This window comes from Paenibacillus sp. BC26, from assembly GCF_900116125.1.
GTDB classification, from domain to species: domain Bacteria; phylum Bacillota; class Bacilli; order Paenibacillales; family Paenibacillaceae; genus Paenibacillus_Z; species Paenibacillus_Z lignilyticus.
In genome coordinates, this window is the sequence record NZ_FPAD01000001.1 from 3,453,177 (window position 1) to 3,472,260 (window position 19,084).

Below are 19,084 nucleotides of genomic sequence, written 5' to 3' on the forward strand. Positions count from 1 at the left end.
GTAACTTTATCCCCTTCCGAATCGTTGCGCGTTCTTACGCTTTCGTCAATGCATCCGCTGAGAAGGCGCCCGGCAGCAGCTCCGCTACTGTCGATACGCGCCATTCTCCCTTCATATTGCTCATAATGACAGGCATGTCCGGCGGGCAGAGCTCCACCAGTACTTGTCTGCATACGCCGCAAGGCGTAATCGGTGTATCGGTATCTCCAACGACCGCAATCGCTTCGAACGAGCCCGCTTGATGCCCGTCCGCTATAGCCCGAAACAGAGCCGTACGTTCGGCACAGTTGGTTGGACTATAAGCCGCATTCTCTACGTTACATCCAAAATGTACGCCGCCTTCGGCATCCAACAGCGCCGCTCCGACTTGAAAATTGGAATAAGGCACATAAGCCCGGCTTCGAGCTTCAATGGCTTGCTGCATCAGCTGCTGCCATACCGGCGATAATTCTCCGATTGATGTCGATGTCATCCTTAAAGCTCCTCTCGTTAAGGCCACAGATGCGGAATAAATACAAACAGGCCGATAATAACGGCCCCAATTGCAGCAACCAGCACACCGCCGGCTGCCGTATCCTTGGCAGCTTGGGCAAGCGGATGCCGGCTTGGACTTGCCAGATCAACGACATGCTCAACTGCCGTATTCATCAGTTCGGCTGCCATCACGACAGCTTGGGCCGCAATAACGACAACCCATTCCATTCGAGTCAATCCTACCACCAGTCCCGCCGCATTAACAACGATTGCGCAAACCACATGAATTTTCATGTTGGCTTGGGTGCGAACTGCCGATAGGATTCCCGAACCGGCATAATAAAAGCTGCGCAGCAGCCGGTTCATTAACGCGTAAGTCCTGCTTGACGGAGAACGGCTTCCTGTTTCTCGGTCATCACAGCTTCGCTCGCCTCATCCTGGTGATCATAACCGATCAAATGAAGGAAACCATGCACGAACAGAAATCCGAGCTCACGCTCCAAGGAATGGCCGTATTCTTCACTTTGTAGTTTAGCCCGTTCGGCCGAAATAATAATGTCGCCCAGCATCCCCTCAAACGGCACCGATTCGCTTTCATCGTCCACCTCGTAGATGATTTCAAGCTCTTCGTCTGTTTCCTCCTGCATGGCAAAGGACAGCACGTCTGTAGGACGATCGATATTGCGATATTCGCGGTTCAATTGATGAATTTCTTCGTCATCCACAATCGAGAGCGTGACTTCCCCATCGGTCATGCCCTCTGCTTCGGCAGCCAACTGCAATAACTGCTCCAGCACCCCTATAAAGGATTCGGAAATTTCGACTTTCTCTTGATCATTGCTCCATTCCAACTTGAGGCTCATGCCAGACGCTCCTTTTGTTTAACATCTTCCGGATATTCAATGCGCGAGTGGAAAATCCCGATTACCGTTTCTTTCAACGTTTGTGCGATCTTCTCCAGCTCTTTGAGCGTCAAGTCGCATTCATTGAACTGGTCGTCGTCCAGCCGGCTTTTAATAATCTTGTGAATCATCGATTCTACTTGCTCCACGGTTGGACTTCTCAGACTGCGTACTGCCGCTTCCACGCAATCCGCGATACCGACGATCGCCGCTTCCTTTGACTGCGCTTTAGGCCCGGGATACCTGAAGTCTTCCTCTGTAAAATCAGGCTCCACGCCCGCTTCCTCAGCCATTTTGTAAGCCTTGTGATAAAAGTATTTCAGACAAGTCGTTCCATGGTGCTGCTCGGCAATATCGCGAATCGGCTTCGGCAGCTTATGATTGCGAAGCATCTCCACACCGTCGCGCGCATGGGCGATGATAATCGATTTACTTAGTTTAGGCTCAATGGAATCATGCGGATTTTCATAGTTTGTCTGATTTTCTATAAAATAACTAGGTCGCTTCGTCTTCCCGATATCATGATAGAACGAACCTACTCTGCATAACAGACCGTTCGCTCCAATCGACTCTGCAGCCGCTTCCGATAAATTGCCGACCATCACGCTGTGATGATAGGTGCCCGGCGTTTCCGTCAGGAGCTTGCGAAGCAGCGGATGGTTCGGGTTGGACAACTCCACAAGCTTCAGGGCAGATAGAATGCCGAACGTTACTTCAAAGAACGGCATCAAGCCCACTACCAGTATCGCCGTCAACAGCCCACTCGCAAACGCAAAAGCAACCGTCATGATGATTTCTGATTTGGGAGGCAGCTCGCCCAGCAGCACAATGGCCAGAACAGAGGCCGAGCCGAACAAGCTGACCATAATACCGGCCTTCAGAATCGTCGAACGCTGGCTTGCGCGGTGAATCGCAAAAATAGCGGCGAACGAGATGACAGCTGTCGTGAATCCATAATTAAAGTCAAACAGCTGGCCCGATTCCATATTGAAAATAACACTGCCCATAATGGCAAAAAGAAATGAGCTTACGACGGCCAGCTGAATGTCCAGCAGCAGCACAATCAGCATCGCGCCCATTGCAGTAGGCGCTAAGTAGCCGACATACGGCATTTCCTGCGTTTGTGTCAATTCCACGATGTGCATGGCAAGAATGTTGAGCAAGAAGATTAAGAGCAGCATCGACAGCTGAGCGTTGCTGTACTTCATATTCGTCGATCCGCTGCTTAATCCGGCCGCGCGCTCCAGATAACTGTAGATCACGATGAGAAAGAGAACCGATAGCAGCAGCAATCCAAGCTGCGGCCAATACGACTTCTTCGTTTTCAATACACCGATTGAGGAAAGCCGGTCATAAAGCTCCTTTGAGATAATCTCGCCTTTATGGACGATAATATCGCCTTGCTTCACGACGACGGGAGTGGTATTTTCTTTCGCCGCGACTTTCGCATCATTGGTTGCCTGCGTATCCAGAAACTTATTCGGCATGATCGCGTATCGGGCAAGCTCCTGTACGATCTCCCTTGTTTTACGTTCGGTAAGCGTGCTCGCATTGACGAGCTCCGCTACTTTCGTCCTTGCCGTCTCCGCTTCTCGCAGCGAATCGCCCATCAGCTTGCGGACAATATTCACGCCAACCAGATGCATATCGCTCAGTTGGATCGCGGAGAGCGAAGGCAGTTTATAATAGGTTTCCTCAGGAATTCGATAAGCCTGGGATTTCACTACTTCTGCCATTTCGTCCAGCAATGTATCGTTATAGGTGCCATTCCCTTTGTTATTCTGAACAAATTGATCGACGTAATCCGTATACAACCGCGGAATTTCGCTGCGATAAATGGACACCTTGTTTTCCAACGTGACTTGGTCGTCCTGATTCAACTGCTCCATGCGAGCGAAAATCTGCTCCAGCAGCACTTCGCTGCGGAGGGCAACAATCGAATAAATCGGCTCCACCCGATCGGCGGCAAGCTCCTGCGCCTGAAGCGTCGCCTTCTCATCCTTAATGTCCACCGGCGCTTCAATGTCGCGGTCACTGGCTTTGCCTAGCTCGATATTGTACGTCTTGGGGAGCACATGTGGGGCAAGAGAGAAATAAAATAGCAAAACAAACAGAAGCAGCAATACCCAGCGAACAGCCGAGCTGTGCTTCCATCCACTCCATCCGGAGGACGATGATGACTTAGACTCATCCGGGTTGGCTTGTTGATTTACCATGGTTGATATCCTCCTAGAAACTACACATCCCCCTGGATCTCCTTCGTAAGGAGAAATCCAGGGACGATGTCCCTGGAACCCTTACAGCTAGAGTTCCCCATGGACACTGTCCCTGGACCCTATATGTACTGAATTATTCTTTAGAGAACACTTGAATTCCAATGCCGATACATCCCCCTAAATCCCCCTTACCTAAGGGGGACCCCAAGGACTCCGTCCCTGGACCCGGAATGTACCGTGCCTGCCGCCTGGGCCGTCTTCGACCATACTTCGACGTTGGCTCGTTTTCGTCCGCCGACGGGCGGACACGCTTTTCATGCCAGCGACTGCAAAACCCTTAGCTCTGTGCTTCTGCGTCGATGTTGTAAGCTGTTATGATTTTTTGGACGAGACTGTGTCGTACGACGTCCTGTTCGGTGAATAAGATAAAGCCGATTTCCGGGATGTTGGCTAAGATGCGCTGTGCTTCGATGAGTCCTGAGCGCTTGCCGCGCGGCAGGTCGATTTGGGTGACGTCTCCGGTAATGACCATTTTGGAGCCGAACCCGAGCCTCGTCAGGAACATTTTCATCTGCTCCGGAGTCGTGTTCTGTGCTTCGTCCAAAATAATAAATGAATCCTCAAGCGTCCGTCCGCGCATATAGGCGAGCGGCGCCACTTCAATGAGACCTCGCTCGAATGCTTTGGTCGTTTGGTCCGGACCAAGCACATCATGAAGCGCATCGTAGAGCGGCCGCAGATACGGATCAACCTTCTCTTGCAAATCTCCCGGCAGGAATCCGAGATTCTCGCCTGCTTCAACGGCAGGACGGGTCAGCACGATCCGTTTGACTGAACCTTCCTTCAGAGCCGCCACGGCAAGCACGACTGCCAAATACGTTTTACCCGTACCGGCCGGACCGATACCGAATACGATATCCATCTTCTTGATCGTTTTGACGTAATGGCGTTGACCAATCGTTTTTACCCGAATCGGTTTACCGCGAAACGTAGTCGTAATTTCCGCTTTGAAGAGGTCTAGCAATTGTTCGGCCTGCATTGTCTTGGAAAGATCCAGGGCGTAAGCGATGTCGCGCTCTGTCGGCGAGTATCCGCCTCTTATAAGCTGCTGCAAAACGGTATAAAGCTGTTCAATAGAATCCACCTCGGACGTTGGTCCTGAAATGGAAATCTCCGCATCGCGAGACATAATGTCCGCCGATGTCTGCTGCTGGACTAAGCGCAGGAATTTATCCTGCGGGCCTAGCAGCGCAAGTCCTTCCGCTGCGTTTGCAAGTGGAATTTTGGCTACTTTGAATTCATTTTGCAAAAATACTCAATCCCCTTGCATCTGAACTAACGGTCTCTCTATCGCAATCGACTGATCCACCTCAAAAAGCACTTTCATATAAACTTTACCATTCTCCGTCTTTTCATGCAAAATGTTTTCCGCCAGCACCTCTGCATCCGGCCCTACCTTCGCTATTAAATCCGCTCTGGCCTGCTGAATGCCTTCCGCTTTCGCTTCTTCCACGCCGACGGTCTGGTGCTCCATTCGGACTTCCATGATTGTTTCTTTCATTCTTCCAAACGGCATTTTCATCGTCCGCCAGGCTGCCTTCTCCTCCTGCTTGATGCTCTCGTACATCGCATAAGGCGGTTTGCCAAACCCGCTCACCTTAAGCGCTCTCCCGGCTACGACGGCATACCAGATGACCTTCTTCTCGCCTGTATAGACCTTCATCGTCCGCTCGAGCGGAGAAACGATATCGTACTCATGCCATACGACTCCCTTCACGACGCCTTTTGCGACTACGGCAGCCGTATTATTCTCATCACCCAGCAAGCCGGATATGAGGATGTCTCCTTGCTTAACCCGCATATTACGTTTGACGACCGGCTTCCCGGTCTCAGCTAATATTTTGGTGACAACGGCATCTGTCGACGCAACGAGATGGCGCGGGTTCTGAGGGATTTTAGGCGTTGCAACCGAAGACTCCACCACTTGGATCGTGATGCGGGTCCCCCGCTTCTCTACGCCAACCCAAGCCGCTCCGGGCAGCTGCTGGGCGAGACGCTTGGACAATACGGAGGCATCATCAAGCCGAAATGACCATTGAAACGGATACAGCCCCTCCTGCTTGGCCACCTGAAGAATCTGCTCTTCCGATAACCGGTTGTTCCCCTTTACATCAATGGACCAAACGAGCGAAGAGAGCAAGTACATCCCAACGAAGAAAAGGACGAGCCCCGCCGCAAAAAAAACGCGTCTCCGCACACGCAGCAGCCAGAACGGCAATCCTTGTCTGGAGGTGACGTGAATGCGACAGCCTGTCTCTTTTAGAATCGGGCGAAGCCGGAAAAAGTCATTGACCTGCAGATAGCAAACAAGCTCGCGATCGTTTGTATGGCGAATCGACCACAATTGCAGCCCTTTCGCGAGCGCAGCGTTCACCAGCTTTTCTATCGCACCGCCGCGCACACGAATTGATACAAAACCGCGGAGCCACTGCATCCATGTCGCATTCATTACAATTGCCCCCTATTCTCGCACTTCGATATGTTTAATAACTCCTTCTATGAACACTTCTTCTGTCCAAATCGTACGAATAACCAGGTCGCTGCCCGTCACTTCCAATTCTCCTTTGCTGAGCGCAAGCCGCAGCTTGTCGCTGGAGAAATGCAGTACGCCGCGGTGATTCTCGATGTATAATTGGCGGTCGCCGATCATCGTTAATCGTGGCAAATCCATTACGACATCCGGCGGCAGATCCAGCAGATCCGCAGCCATCTTGCGCAGTTTGCGATTTAATCGGCGCATGCAGGCAGAAGCCCCCTTCCCGTACTGTACCAAATTATGCGAGAGCGGCCCCAAATATGAGGAATATGGGACTTTGCATGCCGATCAAACGCAAAAAAACCGACCCAATCGGGTCGGTTCTGCTTCATTCGGTTCCATACAGCCATTTGCCATCGATTCCATTACTTGCGCAGCGGCCGCTTCGAACGCGGTTCACCGAGCACTTCCGCCAAAATAAATGCACGGCGCAGCTCATCGCCCTGCGGAACGCGGAAACTCTCGGCTTGCTTCGGCTGCTCTAAGTGTGCAGCTTTGGGAAGCGGCGCCCTGTCATTCCCGCGAACCGGCGGCACGGTCCTCCGCAACAGATCCGTGTCCGCATACTCTGCGCTAACGCCTTCTTCACCGGTCGAATCGAATTTCGACTTATACACGCCTTGTCGCGGCTCCGGAGGCAGCTCTACAGGCCGCTGTTGGACTTGCCTTCTCTGCGGCTGTTCAGGACGCGCATCGATTGGAGGCGCACCGGGCCGTCTTATAGGAGGCTCTCCTCCGAAAGAGGGCATCCGATTGGTTGGATTGCTCGGATTGCCCGGCTTGCTCCTCATTTTGTTGAGGAGCGTAAGCAAGAAACCTATGAGCACGATGACGACGTAGATGTTGGAAACCAACAGCTTGATCAGCTCGTTCAAACGCTCACCCCCTTCAGATTATCGTTGTCATCTCAAGTATGGGTCAGCGATTAACGTTCTTCTTTATCCGGCGCCGACGAGTCGGTTTTGCCAATGGAGTTACGCATGCTGGTATCGGCTTCGATGTTCTTGAAATTCATATAATCGAGCACGCCGATCTTGCCTTGCTTGAGCGCTTCCGCCATAGCCAGCGGCACTTGAGACTCGGATTCCACAACGAGCGCGCGCATCTCTACTACGCGAGCTTTCATTTCCTGTTCGTGCGCAACGGCCATCGCTCTGCGCTCCTCGGCTTTCGCCTGTGCGATGCGTTTGTCCGCTTCGGCTTGCTCCGTTTGCAAATGTGCACCGATATTCTTGCCTACATCCACGTCCGCGATATCGATGGACAAGATCTCAAATGCCGTTCCGGCATCAAGACCTTTCCCAAGTACGGTACGCGAAATCAAATCCGGATTCTCCAGGACATCCTTATGCGAATCCGAGGAACCGACTGTCGTTACAATCCCTTCGCCGACACGGGCAATGATTGTTTCTTCACCGGCACCGCCGACGAGACGTTCAATATTTGCGCGCACCGTAACGCGTGCTTTAACCTTTACTTCGATCCCGTTCTTCGCAACAGCCGCAACGGTTGGCGTCTCAATAACGCGCGGGTTAACGCTCATTTGAACAGCTTGCAATACATCACGACCTGCGAGGTCAATGGCCGCAGCACGTTCAAATTCAAGCTCGATGTTCGCACGTTGCGCGGCAATCAAGGAGTTGACAACACGGTCAACGTTCCCGCCCGCAAGGAAGTGACTCTCCAGCTGATTGATCGTCAGCCCAAGACCGGCCTTCGTTGCTTTAATCAACGGATTGACGATTCGGCTGGGAACAACGCGGCGCAAGCGCATCGCAACGAGCGTAATGATCCCGACTCGCACTCCGGAAGCAAGTGCTGAGATCCAGAGCATAATGGGGAAGAAGGTTAGAAATACGGATAATGCGATGACCGCTAGCACTACAATAATCACAATCGTTACTGTTGGATCTAATGTCATGTAAACCCCTCCTATTATTTAGTTCTTCTCGTCAAGCTGGGCAACGACGACTCGCGCACCTTCGACTTTAATGACCGTTACGTCAGCCCCGGATGGAATGAATTCACCCGATGTGACAACATCAATCCGACTATCGCCAATGCGAATGGTTCCTGCAGGCCGCAGCGGCGTGAGCGTCTTTCCATTCATACCCAGATAAGATGCTTTGCTTGCCGTAGAGACATACCCCTCGGCCGTCGTCAGCTGGTCGCGAAGAATGAATTTATTCCATATCCCCCGATGTGCAAAACGTTTGGCGATGATATACACGATAACACCTGCGACGATGACAGCCACGATGAGTGATAAACCGGCTGACTTCGGATTCGGCGCTGCCATCAGCACGCTCGCAATTAACGATATGGAACCAAGTATGCCCAGTATGCCGAAGCTTGGTACGAACAGCTCCGAGACAAGCAGCAAGATCCCGATTATAAACAGGATGACATCCTCAAGTCCCGCAAAGCCGACGATGTAATGGCCAAAGAAATACAAGCCGAAGCCAAGTACGCCAATGATTCCCGGAGCACCGAACCCCGGCATCATAAGTTCAATCGTAACGCCCGCTATTCCAATGATCAGCAGCAGCGTCATGACGATCGGAAGGGTCAAGAACTGTCCGATCCGCTCAAGCACACCAGCCTCATAATTGACAATGTTCGGCTGCGGCAGATTCAGCTTCGCCAGCGCATCGTCAACCGTTGCCGCCGTATGCTCCGCATAGCCTACTTTCAGCGCGTCTCCGGCTGATAGCGTTAGAATATCGCCTTTGGCTTTCGTGCGCCCAAGCGAGCTCAATTCAAGCTCCAGATTCGGATTCACCATGGCTGCCGCAATATTAGGATCGCGGTCGTTCAGCAGTGCTGCCGCTTTCATCTCTTCCGTCCAGAAGGAAAGCGTCTTCGGATTCGTGACTAACTCGCCGGATTCATCCACAACCGCTGCCGCACCGATCGTACTGCCGGGCTGCATGATAATCTGGTCTGCGTTAAGTGCAATGTATGTCCCTGCCGAAACGGCTTTCCCTTGCACATATACCGTTGTCGGCACCTTACTCGTCCTGATGAGTTCTCCGATCTCGAGAGCGCTGTCCAGCCGCCCTCCAAGTGTATTGAGAACGAGCAGCATGTGTTTAGCCTTAGCATCTTCAGCTTCTTGATAAGCCCGCTCCAGTGTTTTCTGCAATCCGGATTCAACGGACTGCTTCACTTTCACGACGTAGACGGTCGAGCCTACCGATGCGCTGTCTGAGTCACCCGCTGCGGCAAAGGCCGGGATCGCCATCGCCAACATATAAAGCAGCGCCATCAGAGCAGGCAGCACCATTTTCAATCTCCACCTATGGGCTTGCTGCACGCCAGTCCCTCCTTGTACATTAACAAGCTTTAACCTAAGTTAATGTTACGTACATGACACCAATTCGTTTCAGATATTAGTGGCTCGCTTCCTTCAGACGAACTGCGGTCCAATCGGTTCGATAGAACCTCACCATCACGGCTATGCCGAACACCATGAGGAATGCGTAGAGCGCAAGCCACGCTCCCATACTGCCCCAATGAAAGACGAAGATGAACACATAAGCAAGCGGTACGAATATAAACCAACTTACGACGAAGGAAACGCGAAGCAGGAATGTGGTGTCGCCGATTCCGCGAAGGCCGCCGGCATAGAAGTTCAGAAGTCCATCGAAGATTTGCAGGAATGCAGATACTTGAATCAAATAAGCTGCAAGCTTATAAACCTCGGGATCATTCGTGTAGAGATGGGTAATTTGTTTGGCGAAAATAAATTCGACCGTACCGAGCAAAATAAGAAAGATCGAGCCTAAAATCGCGGTATCGGTACCGACGCGGCGTCCCTTGAGCGGTGTGCCTTTGCCAACATGCTGACCGACAAGAATGGTCGCGGTCGAACCGAAAGCAAATGCAGGCATGAAACCAAAGGACATAATGCTTAATGCGACTTCGTTGGCAGCCAGCGCATGATCGCCGAGCCTCGCCACGAATGCAGTAAAGATGTACATCGAGATGCTTAGCGAAAACTCTTGAACACCAAGCTTTCCGCTCTCGATCATAAGAAGCTTCATTTCCACCCACTGGATGGCGAAGGCAATACGACTGCGGGTGTGATATTTCTTGTGAAGCACGATGAAGAAGATGAAGACACATATAAGCGTTTGCAAACCTTCACCGATTAATATGGCAATTCCGGCTCCCGTCAATCCGAGATCAGGCATTCCCCAGTGACCGAAGGTCAGCGTGTACGTAAGATAAATAATCGGCACGTTGACGAGAAGCGATACAACCATCGACAATTTGGTAGCGCCTATTCCGCGCAGAAAACCATGGAACGCGAAATTGACAATACCGAAGGACATGGCATAGAACCTCAGCTCCAGATAGAAGTCGCCGGTTTCAACCAGTTCCTTGGATCCTCCGGTCCAGCGCAAAATATCGTCTGCTCCGACCCAACCGACTACGGCAATCAGCAATGCAAAGATGAGACACATGTACATCGCGATGTACGTACGCTGAATGCCTTTCTTCATATCACCTGCGCCGTGATTCTGCGCGACTAAATAATTGACGGTGTGCCCGATACCGGAAAACAGTGCGAAAGCGTTATACATGATGATGTTGGACACGCCTACAATGGCAATGATGAGTGCGCCAAGTTGTCCGACCAAAATCAAGTTAATGGTACCGGTCATCGTCATACTAGCAAAGGAGACAAGCGATGGAATAGCTAACAATAGAATTTCTTTCCAGTTACGCAACATGCTGCAATATGCCTCGTTTCTATAGGTTAGCCTCAATTTTGGGCTACTTTGGGCAATTGGTCAATAGGTCTTGATTGGAGTAAGCGCAGATATAACGAAAAAACACTCCCCTTACGGGGAGTGTTTGGCTGTCAGCCTATGTTTATTGCAGAAATTGCTGCACAAATGTGTTTACTAGTTTACCATCAGCCCGCCCTTTTGTTTTAGGCAAAAGTGCGCTCATGACTTTCCCCATCTCGGCTTTGGAAGAAGCACCGGTTTCCTGGATGGTCTGCTGAACAATCAACTTGATCTCTTCTTCGGTCAGCTGCTGAGGCAGGTATACACTAATAATTTCAATTTCTGCTGCGACATCTTTCGTGAGATCGTCGCGGCCGGCTTTCTGAAATTCTTGGAGGGAATCTTTACGTTGTTTGATCTCACGACTTAAGATATCAAGCACTTCCGCGTCTTCGAGTGGACGTTTCAAGTCGATCTCCAAATTCTTGATAGATGCTCGTATCATTCGAATTGTAGTGAGCTTGAATTTATCCTGACTCTTCATCGCTTGCTTCATATCGTCGTTTAATCGTTCGCTAAGGTTCATTGTGGAAGGATCCTCCTAAAACTTTCTCTTACGCGCAGCCTCGGACTTCAACTTACGCTTGACACTAGGCTTCTCATAATGCTTGCGTTTCTTCACCTCGGCCAATACGCCATCCTTTGCGATGGTACGTTTGAAGCGGCGGAGTGCAGCATCGATCGTCTCGTTTTTGCGAACTTTTGTTTCAGACACCAGTTTTCCCTCCCTCCGAATCAGACCGTCCAGTAAAAGTTAACACGGTTCATCAAACTAAATTATATGTTATAAGGAAAGGCAGTGTCAACTTGAAAGGCTATGCTATTTTTATACACTTACCCCAGAGGCTTTAATTTCTCTCCTCCGAGCAGGTGAAGATGCAGGTGAAACACGATTTGTCCGCTGTCGCCGTTACAGTTATTGACAAGCCTGTAACCTGTTTCAGCAACTCCGAGCTCCTTCGCGAGCTGACGTGCAACGGCGAATAATTCCGCCATAACGGCATCATCTTCTTCCGTTACATCATTCATCGTCGGAATATGTTTCTTCGGAATAATCAGTGTATGTACGGGTGCTTGCGGCTGTATGTCGTGGAAAGCGAGTACGCGCTCATTCTCGAACACTTTGTTCGAAGGAATAGCTCCTTCTATAATCTTGCAAAATATACAGTCCATGACTCTGCTCCTTTTCACGAGTTTACAATTCTTCGTTCATCATAGCGAAAAATAAAGGGCAAGTCCAATTCAGAATGACAGCTGTTGAACATGCAAAGAGCCAGCACCCCTTAGAACGCCGGCTCTAACCGAAACGGATAAGCAATCGCGATTACCAATAATAGGGAAGAAGCGACAAGCCAATCAGCGCGCCAAGCGGAAACACTTGTCGAACAAATCGGCGGCGCGGGAAGAATCCGCCTCCCGGGAAGAAACCGCCACCGGGAAAGAATCCTCCTCCACCTGGGAAGAATGCACGATCCATATGCGGTCCGCAATAAGGAACGGCAATGCAGACGCACTCGTCGTCGATATGCTCAACGATACCATCGCAGCACCAGCCGTCATGTGTCTGCACAAATACATAACGGTGCATATGATCTTGACACATTTTTTTCATTTCATGCTTTTCCATCGGTTTATTGTCGTGTTTTGCCGGCATTACAGCCGTTGACTGCTTGGGCATAGGCTGATTAGGCATCGGCATATTAGGCATCGATTTGTTTGGCATAGATTTATTAGGCATCGACTTGTTAGGCATCGATTTGTTTGACATCGGCTGGTTAGCCGTTTTGCCAACGGGCGACGTTGAAACCTTCTTTTCCATGCGATTCATGACCTCCTTCATTCTCCTACCATGATATTCGCCCGTAGGCAAATGGCGCCTTCGCGATCGAAAAATGGGCTTTTGTCCCCTGGAAAACCGATGCCGAATCGGCAAGTCTATCAGTCAGAAATGAGATAGATTGGCCTTAAACATGCGGCGTATAATGTACAAGGACATAAGTTGCCGAGGAAGGATTGGACGAGCTGCTCGTCACGCTGCAGAGCTTGCAGCAAGAACCCGGCTGCTTGTCACTAGGAGGAGATCGGAAATGAATGTTGCCATTATCGGTGGCGGACTTGCGGGATTGACCGCTGCCGCATACTTGTCAGAGCAGCCCGGCGTCACAGGAGTTCTATTCGAGCGAAGTCCGCAGCTTGGCGGACGTGCATTCACGTATGAGAAGGCCGGCTTCACGCTAAACTACGGGGCACATGCCATTTACGGATTGGACCGGCATACCTTGTCGGTCATGGAACGCGAGCTGAATTTGGATTTCAGCAGCAAACAGGTGGACAAACGCAAAGTGATGTATGAGAAAGGCGAGCATCTGACGCCTGCTCCGCTGGATTTTGTTAATCTGGTCAAAACCGATTTATTAACAGCCATGCAGAAAGTCAGATTCGTCGGTGAGATTACGGCCATCATGGCGAACATTCACCAAATCAAGCACTACGCAACGCTTGGCGATTATTTAGCGGAATCAGGTGCCGCAGAGGATGTGAAGGAACTGTGGGAGCATCTGGTGTGCAGCAATTTCTTCATTACGCCTGAGGATGCACGCCGTGTGCCGGGTACCGTTATCAGCGATTATTATCATAATTTGTTTCTATCCCACCGTCCCGTGAACTATGTGCTGGGCAGTTGGGCGGTCATTACGAATCAGCTGCGCGACAAAATCAATGCGTCCGGGCGCTGGACGATCGCGCTTCAGGAAGGCGTTGACGGCATCCGCTATGAGCAGGGCAAATACGTGCTGAGTACTAAAGCGCGAGAAGAAACTTTCGATCGCGTCATATTCGCGATGCCTATTCAGCAGGTCGTCAAACTGCTGCGTGGGACGCCTTGGGAACCCTTCTTGGCACCGTATGAGCAAAATACGGCAACCGAAGTCATGGTCTATGACATTGGGCTGAACCATGTTGTAGCGAGGCCTTTCAGTTATATCAGCGATATGAACCATAAGCTGTTTATTTCGGATGTATCGGCCACCGACCACACCTTAGTGCCGGAAGGCGGGCAGCTGCTGCAAGGTATCGCCTACCTAAGCGATGAGAGCAGCAGCGATGAAGATCGCAAAGCCTACTTGGAAGAACGCACGCAGCAGATGGAAGCCTTATTCGACCGCCATTATCCGAACTGGCGGGATGCCGTAGCCGTGAAACGGGTATCGAAGAAAGCAATGGTTCAGAGCGTGAAGAACATTGCGAGCAACCGACTCGTGCCTAACCGGATTGAGAGCATGCCCTTCTACTTCTGCGGCGATGGCTGCGAAGGGAAAGGCGAGCTGGCCGAACGCGCTTTCTCAAGCGGTCGACGCGTAGCGGAGCGGTTTGCAGAGGAATTATCGCAGGAGCACGCAACGAAGCCGAGAAGACATGCCGTTGAGCTGTAGAACGGCGTACAGGCGGTACCTGTAGGCCATAGGATAGATATGTGGCTGACAGTAATCGCAAGGAGCTGGGAACCGGTTATTCGGTTCTCGGCTTTTTTGTTATGGCGGCAGGATTACTCGGTTCAGTTTCACTGGGATGCCCTTCTGGTTTTGGATGAAAACACCAATAATGGTGCATACTCAAATCGATTAATCGAGCTATGTGGAGGGATAGTGGCGGTGGCTAATCATGTTGCTTTGCCGACTTCCGCTGACTTGGAGTCGAATATTCGCGGCTTAACCGATGTTTTCAATGCGCCGGGCGATATTTACGGCAGAGAATTTCGGCTGCAGGAAATCAAAGGCTGCATCCTATACCATATTGCATACACAGACCGGGAACGTCTGCAAAACAGCGTACTAAGCCCCCTTCAGCGCGCGACTGAGACTCGTCTTGAAGACGTGCTTCCTATATTGGATCTGAAACGCGTAACCGACTTCCATTCCGCTGCCGAGGGGATGAAGCAGGGCAAATGCGCGATTATGTTGGATCAAAGCAACGAGATCATGCTGGCAGACGTCAGCATCCAGTTAACCGACCATGCTGCCGAACCGCAGAACGAACAAACGATTCGAGGCTCTCACGATGGTTTTGTCGATGATTTGGCGACCAACTCCCAGCTCATCCGAAAGCGGCTAACAGCGGCAGATCTTGTGGAACGGAATTACGTACTCGGTGCGAAAAGCTCGTTGAGCGTCTCGCTCCTGTACCTGCAAGAAATGGCCGATCCCAACGTGGTGGAGCAAATCGCAGCCAAAATTGCCGGGATTTCCGTTGATTTCGTTAAATCTGCCGGTCAGATAACGGAGTTGCTGGAGAGCAGCACTTTGTCGTTCTTTCCGCAAACCATTTTCTCCGAACGCCCGGATACCACGGTGTCTCATTTAATGGATGGCAGGGTCGTGGTGCTGATTGACGGCAATGCGATGGCGGTCATACTGCCGGTTACCTTCTTCATGTTTTTTCAAGTACCGGACGATTACGTGTCGAGATGGTGGAATGGGACGTTCTTCCGATTTCTTCGCTACATTAGCATGATACTGACTGTCGCATTGCCATCCATCTATATTGCGATCGTATCCAATCACTTCGAAGTACTGCCGATTGATCTCGTGTTTTCGCTTAAGGCATCGCTTGAGAATATTCCGTTCGATCCGTTAATCGAAGCGTTATTCATGATCATCGTGCTGGAGCTGCTCCGAGAAGCAGCGCTCCGTCTGCCGAAATCGATTGCCTCCACGCTGTCGATCGTCGGCGGTTTGGTTATCGGCACGGAAGTAGTTAACGCAAACTTGGTATCCACGACGATGATCGTCGTCATCGCACTGACTGCGGTAGCCTCTTTCAGTTTGCCTTCCCAAGAAATGAGGCTCGCCCTGCGGCTGGTCAGCATTCCGGTTATGTTTGCTTCCGCAATGCTCGGATTTGTCGGTATCGCGCTTAGCTTCAGCCTGTTATTCATGCATCTTACGAAACTCGAATCCTTTGGCGTCCCTTATTTCTATCCGTTTGCACCATTAGAGCCCCGGCGTCTGCTGCCCGCGCTAATTCAGCTGCCAGTGCGGATGTTTGGCAAAAAGACGTCCAAGCAGGAGTGAACCCGCATGTCGCGCTTTCAATTGTTCGGATTTATTTTACAAACGCAGGTTGGGATTGGCGTGCTTGCTTTCCCTTATGCGCTGCACCTTGCAGCCGGTCGGGATGGTTGGATATCCGTGATCTTGGCAGGCGGTGTCATACAGCTTCTGCTGCTATGTTATATAGCGCTGTGCGCCCGCTTCCCAGAGAAAAACATATTTGAATTTGCGCCGCTTCTGCTTGGAAAATGGATTGGCAGCCTGGTTACCTTCGCCTATGTCGTTTATTTTGCGATGACCTCCACACTGATCATTCTTCTGGAAATGGTGTTCGTTGAACTGTGGATTCTCCCTTTCTCCAATCCATGGCTTGTCATTATAGTCAATGGCGTCATCCTCCTCTACTTCGCCAAAGAAAGCGCCAAAATTATCGCCAGATACCATACTTTGATTTCGTTCATCCTCATTCTCATGCTCGCCTTGTTGTGCTTCGGCCATGATAACTTCGATTACCGCTACTTGCTGCCAATCGGAGATAGCGGCTGGAGTGCCGTTTTGCTGGGAATGAAAAGCTCCGTCATCTCTTTTCTCGGCTTTGAGCTTCTGCTGGTCATCAGCTCGGATGTCAAGCAGAATGGGAAAAGCTTAGTCGCTCCCATGTTATGGGCGAACGGGTCAGCTACATTTTTCTACCTCATCGTTGTGCTCATCTGCTCCTTTAACTTTAGCCCTGAAGCGTTGGTACGCGTTCCGCAGCCGGTGCCCTTTTACATGAATGGAATCTCGCTGCCATTCGTAGAGCGGCTCGATCTGTTGTTTCTGTCCTTATGGCTGGTCAAAGTCACGGCGACATTAACGAGTTATGTGTATGCGACCGGCAAAGGGCTTGGTCACCTGTTTCATCGCAATAAACAGAAAATCGCCATCTACTACATGACGCCGCTCATCTGCATCGCAGGTTTGTTCTGGAGGTCGGACACCGGGATTGCGCACTTAACGAAAATGATTGAATTCGGAGCCTATTTCGTACTCGGATTCCCGGTTGCCCTGCTGCTCATTGCGTGGATAACGGGTAAAAAGGAAGGTCAGGCCGCATGAAGCGAACTGTTCTGCTTTTGACGTGGATGCTCATCGTGCTGACGGTTTCGGGGTGCAGCTATCACAACGAATTAAAGAACTTACAGCTTATCTACGCCACTTCGCTGGATTTGAACGATAAGAACGAGATTGTGACGACCGTAACGATTCAATCTCCGGGGGGAAAGGAGCGTTCGGCTCCGACTCATGAAGTTATATCCGCCTCAGGCGCTACGATGGAGGAATCCTTATATAAGAAAATCGGCGTGCAATTAGCCGGCCCCGTCGCCACCTCCAAGAATCAAGTGATGCTGATCAGCGATAAGCTCGCACGACAAGACATGGCCGCTCTGCTCGATGCTACATTCCGAAGCTCTGCCGATCCCATGTTATCCATGGTTGCGATCGTTCAGGGCAAAGCCAGCGATTTGATTCGATTGGAGCGATTCGGGTCGGCTACGGCCGGTGAGTATCTGAGAAAACTCATCATCAGCGCTCGTTATGAAACTGCGATTCCGGATGTGACCCTGCATTCCGTCTTTCCCATCTTCTTCGATCCGGGGCAAGATTCGGTTCTGCCCATCATGAAAAAAGTCGGAAGCCGCGCAGAAATCGATGGTGTCGCGCTGATGAATAATCGCAAGTATACCGGATATCACTTGAATGAGAACCAATCTATGATGTTATTGCTGCTGAGCGACAAGCTTGAAGGCATCTGTATCATGACCCGAAACTTTGAAGATGGGGAGAAGCATTCGCCCGGTGATTTCATATCGTACATCTCCTTCGATATCGTCAAGTTAAAGCGCTCCAAACATGTCTCTGTTAATGCCAAAGGAAACGTGACCGTACAGTTGAATTTGTCGCTTAAAGCTTCCGTCATTGAATATGGAAAGGACGATCTCGCCGATAAGAAGGTCATTGCCGACTTAAACAAACGTCTCTCCGCCATGCTCACTGCTGAAGCCGAGCAGGTTACGAAGGTGCTTCGCCGCGCGAATTCGGATGCGCTTGGCATCGGCCGCGATTTGATTGCTTTCCATCCTGCCTATTGGAAATCGGTCGATTGGGAGGCTGTTTATTCGAAAACCGATTTTCAGACGAAGGTTGATGTTGAGATTATTTCGAAGGGCATTAAGAATTGAGGAATTGAGAATTTGAAGAATTGAGAATTTGAAGAATTGAGAGATTAATGAATTGGAAAATAAAATTTGAACATTGAAAAAGGCTGTTTCCTCGATGCGTTGTCGCACTTGGAGAACAGCCTTTTTGCATTTGATTACTTGCCAAACATAACATTCGCCGGCTTGTTCATAAATTCCACCAGCTTCTTCCCGGAATTGACCCACGCTTCATCGACAAGGATCGTGAGCGAGGTCGTCTCGGAAATCGTATCATGCTTGAAGGTGGCCATCTCCGCCGCGCAGGCTTGATTGACGGCCAATAATGATTTCAAATAGATGCGTTCATCATCAGTCAGCGGACCTGTGTGATTGCCAAGCGTCTGCAGCGATTTCTCCGATTGCTCCAGGAATGTAGCCGCATTGCGTTTCGTCACAGGGAATGGAGTTCCGCTTGAGGTCTCCGCTTCTTTGATAAAGGTCGTGACAGCAGAGCTCTTATTGTACGCAGCGATTAGCAAGCTCTTGGCTGCCAACCGGGTCGGGATATCCTGATGCTTCAGCAAATCCTCAAGTCCGGCCGTCACTTGATCAAAATAAAGCTTGGCGTCATTGCCGGACTGCAGAATCGACGTCCCGCGGCTTACCCGCACATCCTTATCATGTTGAATCGTACGACTGTATAGAAACACATTGCCGATTAAACTGAATGTTAGCAAAATAAGGACAACTGGCGTGAAAATCGGTCGTTTTGGCTTGTGCTCCTCCACGGTGTTACCTCCAAAAGGTTAATTCATATTAGGATTGGCGCTTACGCTTGGTTTGTCCGTAAGGGCCCTCCATTAAGGTAG

Annotated in this window: 20 protein-coding genes; 4 read left to right on the forward strand and 16 right to left on the reverse strand. The window is 50.6% G+C overall.

The annotated features are described in order from the left end of the window. Positions 1 to 34: 34 nt before the first annotated feature. The 15 genes from cdd to BM412_RS32525 form a co-directional block, all read right to left on the reverse strand. Entirely contained in the window at positions 35 to 472 is a 438-nt protein-coding gene (cdd, locus tag BM412_RS15640; protein ID WP_091219648.1) for a cytidine deaminase, read from the reverse strand. A gap of 17 nt (positions 473 to 489) precedes the next feature. Next, complete coding sequence (locus tag BM412_RS15645) at positions 490 to 840, reverse strand: diacylglycerol kinase family protein (protein ID WP_091219651.1); 351 nt, start codon at positions 838 to 840, stop codon at positions 490 to 492. After that, positions 840 to 1,337, reverse strand: a complete 498-nt coding sequence (gene ybeY / locus BM412_RS15650) for an rRNA maturation RNase YbeY (protein ID WP_091219654.1) — start codon at positions 1,335 to 1,337, stop codon at positions 840 to 842. Before ybeY ends, BM412_RS15645 begins: the two co-directional genes overlap by 1 nt. Further along, complete coding sequence (locus BM412_RS15655; RefSeq protein WP_091219657.1) at positions 1,334 to 3,592, reverse strand: HD family phosphohydrolase; 2,259 nt, start codon at positions 3,590 to 3,592, stop codon at positions 1,334 to 1,336. Before BM412_RS15655 ends, ybeY begins: the two co-directional genes overlap by 4 nt. A gap of 337 nt (positions 3,593 to 3,929) precedes the next feature. Then, positions 3,930 to 4,901 carry a PhoH family protein gene (locus BM412_RS15660; protein ID WP_091219660.1) on the reverse strand — a complete coding sequence of 324 codons (972 nt, stop codon included), beginning with the start codon at positions 4,899 to 4,901 and terminating at the stop codon, positions 3,930 to 3,932. A 6-nt stretch (positions 4,902 to 4,907) separates the two neighbouring features. Then, positions 4,908 to 6,101 carry a sporulation protein YqfD gene (yqfD, locus tag BM412_RS15665; RefSeq protein WP_091219663.1) on the reverse strand — a complete coding sequence of 398 codons (1,194 nt, stop codon included), beginning with the start codon at positions 6,099 to 6,101 and terminating at the stop codon, positions 4,908 to 4,910. Positions 6,102 to 6,113: 12 nt separating this feature from the next. Continuing rightward, the gene (gene yqfC, locus BM412_RS15670; protein WP_091219666.1) at positions 6,114 to 6,392 is read right to left on the reverse strand and encodes a sporulation protein YqfC; all 279 of its coding nucleotides are present in this window, start codon (positions 6,390 to 6,392) and stop codon (positions 6,114 to 6,116) included. A 161-nt stretch (positions 6,393 to 6,553) separates the two neighbouring features. Then, on the reverse strand, positions 6,554 to 7,063 hold the full coding sequence (locus BM412_RS15675) for a hypothetical protein (RefSeq protein WP_091219668.1): 510 nt from the start codon (positions 7,061 to 7,063) through the stop codon (positions 6,554 to 6,556). A 50-nt stretch (positions 7,064 to 7,113) separates the two neighbouring features. Continuing rightward, positions 7,114 to 8,109, reverse strand: coding sequence for a flotillin-like protein FloA (gene floA, locus BM412_RS15680; protein ID WP_091219671.1), 996 nt, complete (start codon positions 8,107 to 8,109; stop codon positions 7,114 to 7,116). 18 nt (positions 8,110 to 8,127) lie between these two features. Next, positions 8,128 to 9,504 carry an NfeD family protein gene (locus BM412_RS15685; RefSeq protein ID WP_256256327.1) on the reverse strand — a complete coding sequence of 459 codons (1,377 nt, stop codon included), beginning with the start codon at positions 9,502 to 9,504 and terminating at the stop codon, positions 8,128 to 8,130. 76 nt (positions 9,505 to 9,580) lie between these two features. Further along, the gene (locus BM412_RS15690) at positions 9,581 to 10,927 is read right to left on the reverse strand and encodes an MATE family efflux transporter (protein WP_091219676.1); all 1,347 of its coding nucleotides are present in this window, start codon (positions 10,925 to 10,927) and stop codon (positions 9,581 to 9,583) included. 142 nt (positions 10,928 to 11,069) lie between these two features. After that, positions 11,070 to 11,513, reverse strand: coding sequence for a GatB/YqeY domain-containing protein (locus tag BM412_RS15695; RefSeq protein ID WP_091219679.1), 444 nt, complete (start codon positions 11,511 to 11,513; stop codon positions 11,070 to 11,072). A 15-nt stretch (positions 11,514 to 11,528) separates the two neighbouring features. Continuing rightward, complete coding sequence (rpsU, locus tag BM412_RS15700) at positions 11,529 to 11,702, reverse strand: 30S ribosomal protein S21 (RefSeq protein ID WP_090573672.1); 174 nt, start codon at positions 11,700 to 11,702, stop codon at positions 11,529 to 11,531. Positions 11,703 to 11,821: 119 nt separating this feature from the next. Next, on the reverse strand, positions 11,822 to 12,160 hold the full coding sequence (locus tag BM412_RS15705) for a histidine triad nucleotide-binding protein (RefSeq protein WP_091219681.1): 339 nt from the start codon (positions 12,158 to 12,160) through the stop codon (positions 11,822 to 11,824). A 151-nt stretch (positions 12,161 to 12,311) separates the two neighbouring features. After that, positions 12,312 to 12,806 carry a hypothetical protein gene (locus BM412_RS32525; RefSeq protein WP_240548123.1) on the reverse strand — a complete coding sequence of 165 codons (495 nt, stop codon included), beginning with the start codon at positions 12,804 to 12,806 and terminating at the stop codon, positions 12,312 to 12,314. Between the two features lie 268 nt (positions 12,807 to 13,074). Here BM412_RS32525 and BM412_RS15715 point away from each other — a divergent pair, with 268 nt between their 5' ends. The 4 genes from BM412_RS15715 to BM412_RS15730 all read left to right on the forward strand — a co-directional run bounded on the left by BM412_RS15715 (position 13,075) and on the right by BM412_RS15730 (position 18,257). Then, on the forward strand, positions 13,075 to 14,418 hold the full coding sequence (locus BM412_RS15715) for an FAD-dependent oxidoreductase (RefSeq protein WP_091219684.1): 1,344 nt from the start codon (positions 13,075 to 13,077) through the stop codon (positions 14,416 to 14,418). Positions 14,419 to 14,637: 219 nt separating this feature from the next. Then, the gene (locus BM412_RS15720) at positions 14,638 to 16,056 is read left to right on the forward strand and encodes a spore germination protein (RefSeq protein WP_177245847.1); all 1,419 of its coding nucleotides are present in this window, start codon (positions 14,638 to 14,640) and stop codon (positions 16,054 to 16,056) included. Between the two features lie 6 nt (positions 16,057 to 16,062). Beyond that, on the forward strand, positions 16,063 to 17,133 hold the full coding sequence (locus BM412_RS15725) for a GerAB/ArcD/ProY family transporter (protein ID WP_091219689.1): 1,071 nt from the start codon (positions 16,063 to 16,065) through the stop codon (positions 17,131 to 17,133). After that, entirely contained in the window at positions 17,130 to 18,257 is a 1,128-nt protein-coding gene (locus BM412_RS15730; protein ID WP_091219691.1) for a Ger(x)C family spore germination protein, read from the forward strand. Before BM412_RS15725 ends, BM412_RS15730 begins: the two co-directional genes overlap by 4 nt. A gap of 134 nt (positions 18,258 to 18,391) precedes the next feature. On the opposite strand, the gene BM412_RS15735 is transcribed toward BM412_RS15730, so the two are convergent. Next, positions 18,392 to 19,003 (reverse strand): hypothetical protein, encoded by a 612-nt coding sequence (locus BM412_RS15735; protein WP_091219694.1) that lies wholly within the window; start codon positions 19,001 to 19,003, stop codon positions 18,392 to 18,394. Between the last annotated feature and the right edge of the window lie 81 nt (positions 19,004 to 19,084).